A 16,842-nucleotide genomic window follows, 5' to 3' on the forward strand; every position below is an offset into this window, starting at 1 on the left:
ACATGCACAACGAAAACCCAAAACCATTCCAATGGACCGCTACGCCGGATTCCATCTTCGAGAAAATGAACCACTCGCTTTCTTAAGTGAATTTAACTCGCGGGACACTAGCGTGTTTTCGCAGCGGCAGAGAGGCCCAGAAATTCTTCGGCGAAATGCACCATGTCGCGGTAAACGCCGTCGGCGGGCGGGTCATTGGCTTCCAGCTCTTCGACCGAATGGCTGCCCGTGGCGACCACGTAAGAACGCATGCCGCCGGCCTTGCCCGCGAGGACATCGAATGGCGAATCGCCGACCATGATCGACGTCGCCGGGTCGGCCTTCATCTGCTCCAAGGCATACTGTGAAAACTCGGGCTCAGGCTTACGCCAGGGCGTGTCGCCGGTGCCGATAATGCCATCGAGATAGGCGTCGTAGCCGAGGTGGGCCAGGATCGCGCGCGCACCGTTGCCCTCCTTGTTCGTAAAGACCGCCGACTGCACGCCCTGCTCTTTCAGCGCCTGCAACAGCCACTCGACACCGGGCAGCTCGACCAAATCCTCGAGCATGATCTCGTCAAAATGCTTGCGAAAATGCTTCACCCCCTCGGGCGCGCGCTCCTCTCCGATCAGCCGCGCCATCGTCACCGGCACCGAGCCGCCGACGGTCGCCTTGACCTTTTCGTAAGTGACGGGCGGCAGGCTCATCTGCTCCACCGCGTATTTATAGCAGCGGTAAATGCACATGAAGTGGTCGATCACCGTGCCGTCCAAATCGAAGAAAACCGTTTTAATGTCGGATCGCATAAGGCTCAATAAGCAAGCCCCACGCCGTAACGCAAGGCAGGGTAAATTTCGTTGCGGGCTCTTAACACTCCTCCTCGACGATCGGGTTCGTCAGTTGGCCGATGCCTTCGATTTCGACAGTGCACGTGTCGCCCGGCTGGAGCCACACATAGGGGTCGCGGCCCATGCCGACGCCCGCCGGTGTGCCCGTGAGGATCACCGTGCCGGGCAGCAGCGTGGTGCTGCCACTGAGGAATTCGATCAGCGTCGGCACATCAAAAATCATGTCCGCCGTGTTCGAGCCCTGCATCTGCTCGCCGTTGAGCGTGGTCGAGATCGCCAGCGCATTCGGGTTCGGAATCTCGTCCGTGGTCACCAGCGTCGGCCCGAGCGGGCAGAAGGTGTCAAAGGTTTTGCCGCGGCACCACTGGCCGCCGCCGCCGTGCTTCTGCCAATCGCGTGCGGAGACGTCGTTTGCGCAAGTGTAGCCGAGCACGTAACTCAACGCGTCGGCCTTGCTGACGTTTTTCGCGGCCTTGCCGATCACCACCGCGAGCTCGCACTCGTAGTCCACCTTGGTGCTGTTCAGGTGGCGCGGGAGAACGACCGGCGCATCCGGGCCGGTCACGGCGTTGAGCGCCTTCATGAACAGGATCGGGTGCTCCGGCAGCTTGGAATTCGTTTCTGCGGCGTGGGCGCGGTAGTTGAGGCCGATGCAGAGAATGCCCGTCGGCTCGATGGGTGCCAGCAGCTTTCCGCTGACCGCCTCGCCTGAGACCGAAAAGTCGCCAAAGATGTCGCCCTCCAGCTTGAGGATCGACTCGCCATCCTGTTGCGCGCCGTAAACGACGCTGCCAGATTCCGTGCGCACGCGAACGATTTTCATGCCCACCAAAGTGCGCAGCGGGCGGCTCGCTGGCAACGCTAATTCTGGCGCGCCGCGTGATCAGGTTTGCTAACCGAGGCGAACGCGGCGCGCATGGCCGTAGCACAGGCGTCTCGCCTGCGTGCTGAAAGGTAGCGGCCAAGGTGGTGAAAGGTAGTGGCCAAGGTGGTGAAAGGTAGCGGCCAGCGTCCCCGCTGGCCAAGCGTGCTAATCAGAAGGAATAGGTCCGCGCGAAGCCATATCCGCGAAAGACGCCTAACGACAACCATCTATTTGCGGCCTAAATCATGGCCAGCGGGGACGCTGGCCGCTACCTAAGAGTGCTCGATTAGACGGCATCTACATGGGGTGCAGCGCGGGGACGCGCCTGCGTTACCTTTCTCACTAACTGAAACGACACAGGCGAGACGCCTGTGCTACTTCAATCAGCTCGCATAACCATTGGCGCAATGCGCCAATCCGGATGCATCGCATCCGCCGGTCCAGCCGGAGGCTGGCCTATTTGGCGATGAAGTGTTGCCAGTCGGGCTCGGGGTCTTGCTCTTCGGCGAGGCTGACGAAGGGCTGCCACTTTGGGCGCGCGGGCTTTTTGAGCAAGCGCATGCCGGCCTGGTGAGGCATACGGTTCGCTTTCTGGGTGTTGCAGCGAATACAGGAGGTGACGATGTTTTCCCAGGTCGTGCGGCCGCCCTGATCACGTGGAATGACGTGGTCGAGGTTCAGCTCGCGCTCCTGAAAATGGTGGCCACAATACTGGCAGGTGTGATCGTCGCGCTCAAAGATGTTGCGGCGATTAAACTTCACTTCCTTGTTGGGCACGCGGTCGTATTCGCGCAGCAGCAAGACGCTGGGAATGCGCATGCGCATCTTCACGGTGTGAATGGCGTCGTAATCCGACTCGGGCGGATTGGCCAAGGAAAATTCAATCCACTGTGCTGCATCCAGCATTTGGAAACCGCCGTTGCTCGTATCGAGCGCTTGCGCATGCTCTTGCATGAGCAAGGAAAATGCACGCCGAACGCCAACAATGTTGACCGGCTGCCAGAGGCGGTTCAAGACCAGCACTCGCTTCGATGGAAGATTCTCCGACATGGGCTGCACATGAGTTATTCACAAGGTGTGAATAAGTCAAAACCAAATATTTCAAAAAACGCTGAAGGCCCGCCTGGAGTTATTCCAAGCAGATTTTTCCAGCAAAAACAGTGTATTATGCCGTGATACTGAAACCAATCAAGCCCAGAATAAAGATCGCCACGACAAATAATACAATCTGCGCCACGAGCGCCAAGGCGTAGATCTGCACGCCCTTGCCAAAAGTAACGCCGTACACCCAGCCGATCACTGCGCCATTAATCACGAGGCTGATGAACACGCCCACGACGTTGCCCAGACCGGGGATGATCGTGCCGCCGCCGCCGAGCAGCCCCAGCACAAACCAGCTGATCAGCATCGCGATGAGCGCGCGGCCAATGGTGTTTTCCCGTTTCGGAATCCCGGCCCAGCTGGCGCCCATGCGCAAACAAAGCGTGATCGCCCATAGCGCGACTAGCACCATAAGGATCGTGACGAGGATGCCGACTATTTCCATTTCAACAGGAATAAATAAGCCGTCCTTTGCATCCAAGACTGAATTACATAAAGTAGTTTTTAAGCTACGCCTATAGTTAAACCAATGAACTTTCGCGCCTACGGACGCACCATAGGGCACTTCGATTAGGACATCGTCACCGCAGTGATGCTAGGCGCCGCTCTACCCTGGCGTCGCGGACCCTCAGTCGTAGCCTCCTGAGGGTTCCCAATGTGCAACAACGAGGGAGGGCTCGAGGTCAGGCGCAATAGGCTAACGAATTTGCTCCACTCGCAATAAGGTCGGCTAAATTCTGTAATGCTCTGCAAACCGGGGAATGGACTTTGCTAGCAGTAGCCGAGACGATGAGATTTCTAGAAGAGAATTTGCTGGAGCACCTTCAGCGCCCAGAGTTTGCGGAGCTATACGCCTCGCTGACCAAGCGTAGCTACGCGAAAGGCGCGTTTATCTGCCAACCGGGCGCAGGCGACAACAAGGTCTTCATCATCGCCCAAGGCCGCGCGCGCGTCTACCTCGGCTACGAAGACAAGGAGTTCAACCTCGGCATATTGAACAAGGGCGACATCTATTCCACGCACACGCGCGCCTACGTGCAATCGCTGGAGGCAGTCGATGTTCTCGCCGCCGACGTGCGCACCTTCCGCCAAAAGATGCTCGACGATCCGGAGGTTACGAAGTCGATGGTCACCGTGCTCGGTGGCATGCTCGCCGCGTCGTTTCAGATCATCGAAGGCCTGGTGTTTAAAGACGTTAACAGCCGCCTCGCCACCCTACTCACGAGCGAATGCAAACGCAACGGCGTCCCCGATCCAGCCGGAGGCGCCATTGTGCAAATCGATCTCTCGGTGGAGCAAATCGCCGGCCTGCTCGGCTCGACGCGTCAAACCGTGTCCACGCTCATCAACGATCTCTCACGCCAAGGCCTGATTCAAAAGCTGGAGCGCGGACGCTTCCTTGTGCCCGACATCGCCGCACTCGACCGCATCGCAAACCCGGGCGACTGGTGAACTTTGCAACGCAAAGCTTACGAGTAAGTTTCCATGCTGCAGTGGTAGCGGTCAGACCAACCCAGCGAAAGACGCTTCTCGTGAACGAGTTCATCCAATCGATCAGCGCTTGCCATCGCGTCACCTGACAAACGCGCGACGGAGCCATAAATGCCCTGAAGCTGATTGAGCAACGCGTTGTTCTCCTGCACGGCATTCGTCGCCAACGCAGCGAGTGGCAAATCCTTCAGGCTCGCGCCAACGTGCTTCGCCAGCAGATAATAAAACTCCATCACATCGGCGTGGTCCACACTGCCACCCATACGGATGACTGGCGTGATGCCGATAAAGTCGCAGACTTCCGCGAGGCCTTCACCCGCATAATCAAAAGCGCCCTCGCCCATCATGCCGATCGCATCGAACGCTTCCGCCGTGCAGCCTGACACCGCCACGAGGATGTCGCGCTTGAGCAACTCCTGCGTCATCTCGACCAAAGCCGCGGTCTGAGCGGGGTCGGACTCTTGGCATGCGGCCAGCGTCACGATGCCGCGCACACGGCCAAACTGGAGCGACTTGAAAAAGACCGCGCTGTATTCGCGACACGCCTGCCAGCACGCGGCGTCAAATTGAATTTCCTGTTGGCACACTCTGCACTGGCGGGGCGACGCATCCGCCGTAGTCAGCTCGGCGAGTTCTAATTCTTCGTTCATGGAAATGTCTCCTGGGTATCTAGCTTTGGGCTCGGTGAATGGAACGAGAGCCCGCCGCGATTCCTCGCTGCAACCCCTCAAGTCTGCCCAGGATTATACCAGCTCACCCGCGCCGTGTCTGTCGGCTGGCTGACAAACGGAGAAATTTCCTAAAACTTTTTTCTGCGCCCAACCGAGCGCACCAAGACCAGCACGCCCGCGGCAATCCCCAGTAGGCTCACCGTGGTCATCGGCTCGGGCACCCCAGTGATACTGAGTGACCAGCTCTCGACCGTCGTAATTTCGCCCGGGCCAATATCCGCGAGGAAAAGTGTCCAGTTACCACTAGCTGGCAAGCCCACAAAAGATGAGAGCATGGCCGTCTGCGAGTCGGTATCCAGCACCAGCGAGGGATCAGTTTCGCGACCATCGACACCATAAATTCCCGTGTAAGGCGCATCGGCCACATGGATGTCTGGACCGTCCACAGTAAAGGTCACGTCCAAGGCGCTCGCCGAAGAACCCAGCAATGAGCCTTCATTGCGCCCTACCCGATTGAGCAACACACTGAAGCCCGAATCGTGCTGCACATAGCCGTAGATATCGCCGAGCCAACCGCCGGACAGCTCCAAGTCGATCTGGATCGTCTCGATGCTAACGATGTCTGAGGCGTCGATGAACTGCGTGTCACTCAGCCCGGCTGGATCGTTGTCGGGAATCTCCTCCCCCACCAGGAACGTTTCGTTAAACGAGGTAGCTGTTAAGGCGCCGAGAGCTGCAACTGGAATGATCGTTAAAAAGGCCATGATGCTTACCGTTTAGAGATTGTTGTGGATCAGGCGATAGAAGACCGAGCCTCCGGGCGGCGCTTCATCCGTGAAGACTCCCTTGCCATTGGAGTCGATGGTGATGCTGCCGATATCGCCCCAACCACCGTCGAGCTGTTGGCTGCGCTGGATCGTATAGCTGCGACCAGGGATGCCGTAGATGGTCACCGCGATTGCGCCGCCGTCGAGCACCTCGATGCTCGGTGCGTTGCTGCCCGTCGTGCCCGAGGTCGTATCCGGTCGTACCTCCATGAGGATCTGCCCCAGCGTCGTTGCGTCGAGGCTATCAACGAGCGTGATGTTGAAATTATCCTCGCCACTGAAACCGGTGCCCGGCGTGTAGCGGATGACCCCGCCTAGCAACTGCACCGTGCCGCCTTCGGCCGAGGCCTCATCGACGCCCTCCACCGTGATCACGTGGCCATCGGCGTCAAAGGCGCGAGCCAGGATTTTCTCCACTGCGAGATCCACCGACGTTTCGAAATTCGTCGCCACGCGCATGGGATTGAACTCTGGCGGACGATTCACGTAGCCCTCAATGCTCAGGTTGAAATCATCCACATCGGAATCGATCAGCAAGTTTGCAAAGAGGAAGCCGCCGCCGGAAACCAACGTGATCTCGAACGTCGTGCTTTGGCCGCTTTCAAGGTTCAAGTTCGTGCTGGCGGTATCGAGCGAGAACGCCGAGGCCAAGCCGCCGGAGAATCCGATGTTCGCAATGTTCAATGAACCGGTGCCGGTGTTTTCCAGCATAAGGGTTATGGTGTCGTTGAGCCCACCCACGTCCACTGTAGCGCCACGGCTGAGAGGCGACTCATCTGGACCACTTACCACGAGCACAGGAATCGGATCGCCTTCGACTTTAATCGTCAGCTCAAGCACCGTGCTTTCAGACGGCGTTCCATCGTCGGAAACTTCAACCGAAGCAGTGAAAGTTCCGCCAACGTCGCTCGCGCCAGGGGTCCAAGTGAGGATGCCCGTTTCGCTATCGACCGCCATGCCATCGGGACCATCGAGCAGCGCATAGCTCAATGTTTGCGTAGGCTGGTCGGCATCCATTGCTTCCAGCTCGACGCTCAGCTCCACGCCAACTTCCGCCATGAGCAGGCCAGGATCAGTGACCGTTGGCGCGGCGTTGCTGTCTTCAATCGCGATGCTGATCTGCTGCTGCGTCTGCTCTTGCGGCAAGCCGGTATCCGTCGCCGCCACCGTCAGTAAGACCGTTTCGCCACCGTCCACTTCGTTACTCACGAAACTCAGCGCACCGGTTGCTTCATTCAAAATGAAGTTCGGGTGGTCCGAGGAAATCAGCGAGTAGCGAATCGACGATGATGCGCCATCGGGGTCCGTTGCACGCAGGAAGGTATTGAGCGTGCCGCCCTCAGCCAGCGTAAAGCTAGCAGGAGATGTGAAGACTGGCGGCTGGTTTGCTCCAGCTTGAACCAGTGTGGTTGACTCTGCGGAGACGGGCTTCTCTTCGACGTTGCCACTGTTGTCGATGGCTACCGAGTAGAAACCGTAGGAGCTGCCAACCTCGCCCATGTAGATTGCGGATTCATCCGCGACCCGCTCCTGCCAGAGCGTGAAGGGGCCGGCATTTTCCGACACGTAAATGTTGTAGCGTGCTTTGGGATCGTCGCTGCTCCAGTTGACCACGAAGGTTTCGGGGCTCGTGCCAGGCAGCTCAGCAATCGTGCTGGTCGGCGCAGTTTCGTCACCATCATCCAGAACGTATTCCAGCGTGTAAATGCCGGTGCTGTCGTCGTCGACCAAGTGGAATGTATTCTCGCGAATCGGCGGGCGACCGAGGCCGCGGAAGGTGCGGTCCGTCACCCAAACATTGTCATCCAGCGGAATCACACGACCATCGGAGCGCATCACGCTGACGAGGCGGAAGATGCCTTTGCCCGGATCAGGTATGCGCAAGTAGGTCCAGCCAGCGTCCGCCGTGAAGTCGAGCTGCACAGTGAGATTTTCGGAAGTGACCGCCGGGTGTGTCGCCTCTTGCACGACTGCCACGGGGAAGACTTCGCCGCCGCTCAAGTGAATCGTGTCGGGCAAATCTTCGGGGTCGGCCTCATCGTTCGTCAGGAAGTCCGGCAAGCCGTCATCGAGTTCGCCCAAAGCGTAGATGGCGTGGATCATTTCATAAATCGTCACCTCCTTGATCAACGACAAGCGAGGATCGCCCAGGCCGGTGATGTGCTCGAAGGTCGCATTGTAATCGAGGAACAGGCCTTGCAGCGTCGAGGTAAAGAACCATGTGCCGACTTTGCGTTCGCCCGGCAGGATGTCGCCGAAGTTCGCGTTGAGCGAGGGCAACAGGTTTTCGCCCGCCACCTGCGTGGCGATGATCTGGAAGTCGATCAGCAGGCCCTTTTCATTGTCCACGATCTCGGGTTGCGCCGAGGTGATGGACAAAGAATTCGCCGTGCCGAAGCCGCGGTTTTCTACCACAACCGCGAGCTGATACGGAATCGCCGGCTCGATAATTTCGGTGAACGGATCGTCGGAGAACACGTCGCGCTGGTGGTAGTATTCCAGGTAAAGCGCGGCATCGGGCATCACGGTGACTTCGACTGTTTCCACCGGCACCGAGATGGTGTTGCCCTCTTGGTCATACTGGAGCAAGCCGCCGATGGTGTAAACCGTGTCACTTTCCGGCGCTGCCGTGTCGCGCGGAATAATCGTCCACTCGACAGTGCCCGCCGAACCACTGGCAATCGTGCCGGGGCCGCCGGAAAGATCAACGCCAGTCGTGCGCGTGACACTGATGTTAAAGTGCTCGCTGGCGTCATTGCCCTCGGCGTCACGGATCTCAATATCGGCCTGCACATTGGTGAGCGAAATCTCATCGTTGTTCTCCAGTTCGAGCGTTGCCAAGAAGGCCGAGCGCGTGGTGACCAGGTCCTGGTTGATGCGCAACTTGACCTGCGCGCAAACGCCGCTGCCAAAGTCGAGGTCGTCATTAAAGACTTCGTCAATCAAGTCTTGGTCTGGCACGCGGAACTGATCACCCGGCACTTCTAAAACAAACGGCTCAGGCTGGATCACGTCGTCGGCAATGATTTCCACATCGCCGTTTTTAGCGATCTTGACCAACCGCGCGGTTGCGGCGGGGCCATCACCGCCTGCACAACTGCCGATCTCGAGTTTGGGTCCGTCACCGTTGACGCCGATCGTCTCCTCACCCGCAGGCGTTTCGATGGTGACCGAGGCATTTGCCAAGACCTGCACACTGGCGCAGGCTTCAAATTTAAAGGTGCCGTCGAGGCAACCGGAAACAGTCGCCTGCGCCGTGCCGTTGGTGCCAATCGTGCCTTCAGCTTTGCCGGACACCGTTTGCTCGACGCCCGACTCGGACAGCAGCGTCAAGCTCGCTCCACCCTCGCCTTGCAAGCCGGCAAAGAGGTTTGCTGAAACGGAGCCCGATATGCAGGCATTAGTCTTGCCGCCACATTCTTTATTCAGCGTCAACGAGAGCGAACCGCTTAAATCAGTTTTTACACCGGCCAAGGCACTCAGGCTGATACTGCCATCGACAATGCCATCGCCCTCCTCCAACTCAAAGCCGCCAGAATAGCCGATGATAATCGAGCCGGAAACCGTCGCCGTCGCGCTGCCATTCCCCTTAAGCCCAAGGTTGCCACTCGCGTCGCAACAGATGCACAGCTCGCCATCGGCGCTAACGGTGATTTCGACATCTTCCACGCTGGCCCAGGGCGGCAATACGCCGCTCACCGCCGATGACAACGAGCTGGCCACAGCCTTCAAATCGACCGATGCCGAACCGCCGAGGCAAAGTTCATCGACCGGGAAGCAGGGACATTCGTTTTGCGTGGCGGGCGCCGTAAAGTTGTAAACCACATCGGGCGCAGGGAAGTAACGTCGGCCCGGACCGCCGCCAGTGCCGTAGCCACCGCCGCCACCACCGCCGCCGCCGCCACCGATGCCGCCACCACCGCCGCCGCCGCCGCCACCACTGCCGCTCGGGCAGCTGAGACCGCTTCCGGGGATGTAGATCGTCTTGTCGATATCGATCGGGCCGCAGACATAGGAATAGTGCAACGTGCCGCCCACCGAACAGGGCACGCTGCTATCGGCGCGGGGCTTCTTCTTGGCGAAGGTGTCGCCGGTCAAGTCGGCGAGGTAGCGCGGGTTGCCCTCGTCGTCAAACTCACCAATGCGGCGCACCGTCACCGGCACCGTCAAAGAACCCATCGCGGAGATCGTGCCAAACTCATCCACCAGCGGCGTGATCTCGAAGAACGGATGGTCCGTGAAATCAATGCCGCCCGCCTCAGCCGCAATCAGGCCGTGGTTCGTGACCTTGTAATTGATAACCTTGCTTTGGCCAAGCGCCACGAGATCATCGAGCTCCAACACCGCGGGCTCAATCGTGACCACCGGCTTCGGCACGTTGGTTTCAAACGTCGTTTCGATCGTGATCTGGTAACGGTCTTCGATGGTTATCTCACGCACCGAGAAATTATACGTCACGCTCTGGCGCGTGATGAACACCTGCTGGAAGTTCTCTTCGCCAGGTTCGAGGAAGACATTAAGCGTTTCCGAAGCGTGCTTTGGTCCGTTGACGCGCAGGGTGTAATAGCCGCCGCGCAAATTCGATAAGAGCACTTGGCCAGTTTCATCTGTCGTTCCGCTAGCAATGGTTTCGCCGCTGATTGCATCGGCCACAACCACATTCGCATCTTCCACCTTCGGGCGTGGACGCTCTTCGGAGAAGTAATAGAACTCGTCAATCACGTCGACGAGCAAGTCGCCGCGCTCATCCGTCACCACGCGGAAGTTAAACGGAATCGTCGCGGGGCGAACTGTTGTGCTGCCAACCGCCATCGTGCCTCTGTATTCGGTCAGCGCCACATCATCATCGGGCATGAGCAGCAGGTTAACTTCGGCCACGCCGTCGGGCTCGATAGACGGAATTTTCGCCGGCGTGGAAAGCTTCAGCCAAGGAAGCGGCGGCAGAGAAACGGTCAGCTCGCCACTCGGCGCGCCCCCCTGGTTGCTCACGCGCAACGGAATCACGCGCTGACCGCCACGCAGCACCGCAGCATTCACACTGGTGGGACTGAAGACCAACACCGCCTCTTCGGCATAGGCTTGAATCAACAGCGGCACATAGATGATCACGCCTTCGGCGGTCTGCACAACGAGCGCGCCTTCGAAGTTTCCGGTGTAGTCATCGTCCACCGCGAAATCGATGCTCAGCGGCAAACTTGCACCAGCGGCCAGCGTTTCCGGAATCGTTGGCAGCGTCGCGGTGATCTCCTCCGGGAAGCCTTCGACCATCACCTCAAGGCCCGTCAACTCGATCTCATTCGGGTTGCCGATCGTGCCAGTAATAGCCTTCGTCGTGCCTTCTTCAATGCGCGTAAAGCCATCGGGGAAACCGTCATCGCTGAGGTTGAGTAAAGTGAAGGAATCCTGGACCGGCGCATTCGACACACCCGGATGCGCAGCGCCAACTTGATAGAAGCCCGATTCGCCGAGCAACGGCGTCCAGGTGATCTCGAAGTCGCCCAAGGAATCCGTGAGCGCCGAAATGATACGCGTCACGCCATTGGATGTGATGTGAATATTGACGAGCGAGAAAGGCACCGGATCGCCATCGCTCATTGCCGAGCCCGTGAAGATGACCGGCAGCGCTGCGGGCGCCGTTACCGTCTCCGTGGAAACTGTGGCGGTGTAGGCCGGCTCAACCGTGATCGGCTGCGGGAAGAAGAACACATTGTTGTCTTCAAAGAGCTCCGCCTGCGCGTTGCGGGCGTCGACATTCAGAATCAGGTAAAACACGCCGGCCTCTTGCGGCGCACGGACCGTTTCTGAACGCGTCAGCTCGCCAATGCCGATCTGGGAGCTGTTGAAGATTTCCTTTATCTGCTCATCACCGGAATCCAGGATTGCATCGCGCGATAAATACACCCGCGTCGAGAATGGGAAGTCCGTCGGGCCAAGTCCGCTGTTGGCGAGGTTAAAGGTGAAGGAGAAAAACTCGCCCGTCGACACCGTAGCGGGGGCCGTGCCGCCCGATACGCGGAGGTCGGCCAAGCCGCGGTCGGTGACGGACAGCTCAATCGATGCTGGCGCCAAGCCGCTGGCCGTAGCGGTGATTTCCCCGAAGCGTTCGCCTTGGTCGCCACTCTCAGCAATGGCGGTAATCGTGACCGTGGTTTCGGATGCGTCGGCAGGGATGGTCGCCGTCGGCGGCAGCGTAAAGATGGAGTCAACATCGGTCAGCGTAACGACCAGCTCGGCGCTGATGTCCGGCGCCGCACGGCGAATTGTCAGCGTGCCCTCCCCGCCCTCGGGCAGGAAGCCTGCATCCGGGCCGACAAGTTCCAAACGCGGTTCTTCGTCGTCCGTCACGATGAGGTCGACCGGATCAGCAGTTGCCACAATCTCGCCAGAGATGACGACCGCAGCGCCAATGGAAGTTGTTTGCGAACCATCGAAGCCGCCATCGTCAATCGCGGTGATCGGGAAGCGCGCGTTGGACATGTTGGCAGGGATCGTAATCGAAGTCGGCACCGTCGCGGCACTCGTGTCACTGGAAGTCAATTGCACCGTGAGCGGCAAAGTGCTGACCGGCGTGCGGGTCACCGTGCCGAAGGTGGCGTTCTCGCCAGCGTTTTCGGAAACGCTTGTATTATCAAGTGCGAGCGAGATCGTCGGGAGGTCGTCGTCGAGCACGTCAATCGTCACGGCGTTGCTCTGCGCCGTGGACGTCTGCGCGCGCAGCGTCACGACTTCATCGGGCTCGATTGCGTGGTCTTGAAAGAGATTGAGCGTAAATGTCTGAGATAGGCTGCCAGCCGGAATAATAACCGGCGAAGACGCTGCGATCAACCCCGTTGGCGAGATGGCGAACGAAAGCTGCGTATCTACGGTGCGCGCGACATCGATGGATACCGTGCCCGTAATTTCGTCGCCTTCCAGGTAGGCCGCGCTATCGAGCGCAAGGGTGATGACGGGGCGTATCTGAAACTCGACCGTGCGCACGATTTGCACGGTGACGTCGTCCATCGCCGTAGCGATGGCGCGCAGCTCGAAAATGCCGTCGCCATTTTCCGTGACGGGCAAAGTCGCGGCCCAACCACCAGCGGCGTCACTATCAGTAGCGAAGTCCGTAAAGTTCGCCTCGCCAGATTTGCGGAGGGCGAAAACCACGTCGGCAATGCCGATGTCGTCGAGCACCACGAGCTCAACGGAGGGCGCGCCGGTTTGGAAAATGCGACCATCGTTGATCAACGCGCCGGACGTGGTGAGCCCGGAAATGATCGGCGGCAAGCGCAGCGTTTGCGTTTCCGAAACGGGCAAGAATTCACCGTTGCCTTCCTGTGCTGCGGTGACCACCACTTCGCCGCCACGACGCGCGATCAACGTATTGCCCTCGATGACTGCCACACGCGACGGCGTAGCCGAGAACACCACCGGTAGCCCACTCGAAGCGGTCGCTGAAAGCGTTGCCGTTGGTCCGGGCGTGATGGGATCAAAGGTGAGTGTCTGGCTAGCCACGATATTCAAGCGACCCGTGGCGCGGCCCAGGTAATTGTCGTCAACGATTTCAGCAAAGACATCATAGCTGCCGACCGCAGTGGGAGGAGTCGATGAGCCGTTGTAAGTGACAGCAACGGTCAGATCAGCGGGATCAGTCGTCACGGTGACGGGCTTGGGATTGCCGTCAAAAATTTGGTCGAGATCGGTCAGCACCACATCCGCCACGCGCTTGGTCGGGTCAACCGCAGCCGCGAAGTTGGAGAGCTCAATCGTGGTGCTGGTGATGGTAACATCGAACTCGCCTTCCGGGAACACCACTTTGCCACCGATCACGTTGTCAAACGCACCGCTGATCGAGCCAGCTTGGGCGATCGTGAAGACGGCGCCCGATGGCGGCAGGTAATCGTTGATGAGTGAGACATTCAGGTTGCCATCCAGCGTCATGCTTCCCGACACATTGAGGACGTCGTATTCCGTGCCCGCAGTCACGCCGCCGATTTCGATGTCGAGCGATGAGGTCGCCGCGAAGGGCACATTACCAGTAATGCTCAAGGCGCCCGCCGATGTTCCCGGCGCAATGGAGCCGTTATTCGTGAAAGTTGCGTTGGTCAGGTTAACCGTGCTCGTGCCGCCAATCACACCTCCCTCGGCATTCGTGAATGGGCCACCGTAAAAATAAACGCCACCTGAACCAGTCGCCAGCAAGCGGCCTTCGTTGGTAAAGCCACTGGCGTTCGGATCGATGTAAAGGCGATTGGAGCGGTCGGCAATGATCGTGCCCTGGTTGATCATCGCACCACCATTGTTGAGCAGGTTACCGGCGCCTCGAATCGTTTGCTCAGGACCAACGGTCAGAATGCCTGAGCTGGCAAAAATAAAGTTCGCGTTGTTATTGCTCAACACCACTTCTCCCGAACCGTTCAGAGCCGGATTCGCACCGAGGAAATTCAGGTAGGTGGTGTTGCCAACCGAGTTCAAGGTGATCGTTCGGTTGTTCGTGAACGTGCCACTGAGGTTAATCGAACGGTTGTTGCCAATCGACATATTCGCCGAGAGCGTAACGTCGGTCAGCGTGGGCGTGCCGCCCAAATTCACCGTGCCCGTTCCATCATCCGTTGCCAGCAGTTCGCCTCCGACCAAGCTCGTGCTGTTGTATAGCGTGACCCGGGAGCCGCTACCGATTTCGATCACGTTATCGGTGTTGTCAAACGAGCCGCCGTAGAGTGCGAATCCCCCTGAACCTGTGGTGCGCATCGTGCCCTGATTGACAAAGCCGCGACTGTCCGGGTCGATGGCCAAGGCCGTGCTACGATCGGCGATAATGGTGCCGAGATTTAGCATGCCCCCACCGTTGTTCAGGAAATTACCGGCACCGCGCACCGTCTGCTCGGCTGCGAGCGTCAGCGTTTGGCCGCTGGCGAAAAGATAGTTTGCGCTGTTGGTGCTCATCACCACCTCCCCCGTTCCCTGTAAGACCGGGTCCGCGCTCAGGAATGTCAGGTAGGTTGCATTTCCAACCGAGTTCAGGTTGATCGTATCGTTGTTGGTCAAATTACCAACGATGTTCACACCTCGATTGTTGCCTACCGGGACCGGGACGTTGAGCGTGATGCTGTTCAACGTGGGATTGCCAGACAGCGAAATAGTCCCCGTGCCCTCGGCGTCAATTGAGCCACCATTAATGACCGTAGAGTTGTAAAGCCGCAGATAAGATTCATCGCCGATTTCGATGGTGTTGTCGGTATTCGTGTAAGTTGCGGCGTAAAGGTGGAGACCGCCAGTCCCAGTCGTGCGCAAAAGGCCTTCGTTGAGGAAACCGCTACCGTTGGGGTCAATGGCCAGAGCGACACTGCGATTCGCCAGGATGGTCCCTTGGTTGATCAATCCGCCACCGTTGTTCAGCAAGTTACCAGCGCCACTGATCATGTGGCCGTCCGCCAGAGTCAACACAGTGTTCGGCGCAAAGATGAAATTGGCACCGCTGTTCCCCATGACCACCTGCCCATCTCCCTTGAGGACCGGGTTCTCGTAGTTGAACGTAAGGAATGTCGTATTGCCAACCGAGTTCAGGCTGATCGTATTGTTGTTCGTAAAATCGGTGTAGAGATTAACACCCCGGTTATTCGGTACGGGCAACGGCGCATCCAGAGTGACATTTTCAAGGGTTGGATTGCCCGACAATGAAATCGTGCCAGAACCGCCCTCCGTCGCCAAAATATTCCCATCAATGATGTGAGTGCTGTTATACAGGCGCAGCAGCGAGCCATTGCCAATTTCGAACGTGTGGTCGGTGTTGGTATAGACACCGGCAGCCAGTGAAATTCCCCCTGTGCCCGAGGCCAAGAGGGTGCCTTCGTTCACAAAACCCAGCGCAGATGGATCAATGAAGAGCGCAGTGCTACGATTGCCAATGATGCTCCCCTGGTTGATGATACCGCCGCCGTTATTGAGCAAATTACCGGCTCCGATGATGGTCTGCCCGCTGCCAACTGTCAGCACCGCGTTGGGCGCAAAAATATAGTTGGCGCTGCTGTTACCCATGGAAATTGTTCCAGTACCGGAGAGCGTCTGGTCTCCGCCACTAAACGAGAGAAAGGTAGTATTACCTACTGAACTAAGATTGACCGTGCCGTCATTGACGAACCCACCGTAGAGATATACCCCGTGGTTATTCGAAACGTTCAAGACCCCATTTAACCGAATGCCGCTAGTAAAAGATGGATTGCCCGATGTGAAAAAGTCACCGGAGCCCGTCGTCTGTAGCTCACCGCCATCGATAACCGTGCTGTTGTACAAGCGAATCCGCGAACCATCCCCCACGGAAATCACGTGCCCGGTATTCGTGTAGGTCGCCGCGTAGAGATTCATACCGCCCGAACCCGTCGCGGAGAGGACCCCCTGATTCACAAATCCACTGGCACTCGGGTCGATGCTTAAGGCAGACGTGCGCGTCGCGATGACGCTGCCCTGGTTGATCATGCCACCAGAATTATTCAAAAGATTTCCAGCCCCGTAAATGGTGTGCCCCGGCCCGTTGGTAATGACGTTGCTAGACGTTAAATAATTTGCCCCGCTATTGCCCATGCTGATGCTGCCGCTGCCGCTGATCGTCGAGGCATTGGGAAAATAAAGCTGAGTCGTGTTGCCCACGCTGCTCAGGCTAAGCAGACCGTTATTCTGAAAGGCCACGACCGGATTCGCCCCGGCCAGCGTCAACGTGCGATTGTTGGTAATATTGAGGCTGTCACCCGAGCTGATGTTGAGCGAATTCAGCGTCGTACTGCCGAGGTTGAACGTCACGGCGGAATTGCCAGCAGCGCCGCCATCGATATACACGTCGAAGGCTGAACTATTCGGAATCACGAAATCGAACCAATTGCCTTGGGTGTTCCAATTACTCGTCCCGCCGACCCAGGTCGCGTCCGTAGCATACGCAGCGTTACTGGCCCACAGCGACAACGAGGCGCTGCAGACAATCCGCCAAAGCGGTGTGCAGAAAAGGTGTTTCATGGCAGTTTGAGTAGAAATTAAAATTTTGTCATGTGATGCAGCCAAATGCCCACAAATCAAAAAGCAGTATCATC

The 16,842-nt window shown here is 58.2% G+C and carries 8 protein-coding genes; 1 reads left to right on the top strand and 7 read right to left on the bottom strand.

What is annotated here, in order from left to right; all coding sequences use genetic code 11:
• Window positions 1-107: 107 nt before the first annotated feature.
• The 4 genes from RBB62_RS15985 to RBB62_RS16000 form a co-directional block, all read right to left on the bottom strand.
• On the bottom strand, window positions 108-785 hold the full coding sequence (locus RBB62_RS15985) for an HAD family hydrolase (RefSeq protein ID WP_309400049.1): 678 nt from the start codon (window positions 783-785) through the stop codon (window positions 108-110).
• A gap of 61 nt (window positions 786-846) precedes the next feature.
• Window positions 847-1,650 carry a fumarylacetoacetate hydrolase family protein gene (locus tag RBB62_RS15990; protein ID WP_309400051.1) on the bottom strand — a complete coding sequence of 268 codons (804 nt, stop codon included), beginning with the start codon at window positions 1,648-1,650 and terminating at the stop codon, window positions 847-849.
• Between the two features lie 498 nt (window positions 1,651-2,148).
• Window positions 2,149-2,742 carry an HNH endonuclease gene (locus RBB62_RS15995; protein ID WP_309400052.1) on the bottom strand — a complete coding sequence of 198 codons (594 nt, stop codon included), beginning with the start codon at window positions 2,740-2,742 and terminating at the stop codon, window positions 2,149-2,151.
• 115 nt (window positions 2,743-2,857) lie between these two features.
• Window positions 2,858-3,238, bottom strand: a complete 381-nt coding sequence (locus tag RBB62_RS16000; RefSeq protein WP_309400054.1) for a hypothetical protein — start codon at window positions 3,236-3,238, stop codon at window positions 2,858-2,860.
• 344 nt (window positions 3,239-3,582) lie between these two features.
• On the opposite strand from RBB62_RS16000, the gene RBB62_RS16005 reads away from it, so the two are divergent.
• Window positions 3,583-4,245: a Crp/Fnr family transcriptional regulator gene (locus tag RBB62_RS16005; protein WP_309400055.1), complete on the top strand. Its 663-nt coding sequence runs from the start codon at window positions 3,583-3,585 to the stop codon at window positions 4,243-4,245.
• Window positions 4,246-4,262: 17 nt separating this feature from the next.
• Here RBB62_RS16005 and RBB62_RS16010 read toward each other — a convergent pair whose 3' ends face one another.
• The 3 genes from RBB62_RS16010 to RBB62_RS16020 form a co-directional block, all read right to left on the bottom strand.
• Complete coding sequence (locus tag RBB62_RS16010) at window positions 4,263-4,934, bottom strand: anaerobic carbon-monoxide dehydrogenase catalytic subunit (RefSeq protein WP_309400056.1); 672 nt, start codon at window positions 4,932-4,934, stop codon at window positions 4,263-4,265.
• A gap of 149 nt (window positions 4,935-5,083) precedes the next feature.
• On the bottom strand, window positions 5,084-5,719 hold the full coding sequence (locus RBB62_RS16015) for a hypothetical protein (RefSeq protein ID WP_309400057.1): 636 nt from the start codon (window positions 5,717-5,719) through the stop codon (window positions 5,084-5,086).
• A gap of 12 nt (window positions 5,720-5,731) precedes the next feature.
• Window positions 5,732-16,768: an MBG domain-containing protein gene (locus tag RBB62_RS16020; RefSeq protein ID WP_309400059.1), complete on the bottom strand. Its 11,037-nt coding sequence runs from the start codon at window positions 16,766-16,768 to the stop codon at window positions 5,732-5,734.
• Window positions 16,769-16,842: the final 74 nt, after the last annotated feature.

The sequence above is a fragment of the Cerasicoccus maritimus genome (genome assembly GCA_031296935.1).
In the GTDB taxonomy this organism is placed as follows: Bacteria; Verrucomicrobiota; Verrucomicrobiia; order Opitutales; family Cerasicoccaceae; genus Cerasicoccus; species Cerasicoccus maritimus.

Coding starts and splice junctions, on each gene's coding strand:
- RBB62_RS16015 (WP_309400057.1), bottom strand. CDS start 5,719: ATGGCCTTTTTAACGATCATTCCAGTTGCAGCTCTCGGCGCCTTAACA.
- RBB62_RS15985 (WP_309400049.1), bottom strand. CDS start 785: ATGCGATCCGACATTAAAACGGTTTTCTTCGATTTGGACGGCACGGTG.
- RBB62_RS15990 (WP_309400051.1), bottom strand. CDS start 1,650: ATGAAAATCGTTCGCGTGCGCACGGAATCTGGCAGCGTCGTTTACGGC.
- RBB62_RS15995 (WP_309400052.1), bottom strand. CDS start 2,742: ATGTCGGAGAATCTTCCATCGAAGCGAGTGCTGGTCTTGAACCGCCTC.
- RBB62_RS16005 (WP_309400055.1), top strand. CDS start 3,583: ATGAGATTTCTAGAAGAGAATTTGCTGGAGCACCTTCAGCGCCCAGAG.
- RBB62_RS16020 (WP_309400059.1), bottom strand. CDS start 16,768: ATGAAACACCTTTTCTGCACACCGCTTTGGCGGATTGTCTGCAGCGCC.
- RBB62_RS16010 (WP_309400056.1), bottom strand. CDS start 4,934: ATGAACGAAGAATTAGAACTCGCCGAGCTGACTACGGCGGATGCGTCG.
- RBB62_RS16000 (WP_309400054.1), bottom strand. CDS start 3,238: ATGGAAATAGTCGGCATCCTCGTCACGATCCTTATGGTGCTAGTCGCG.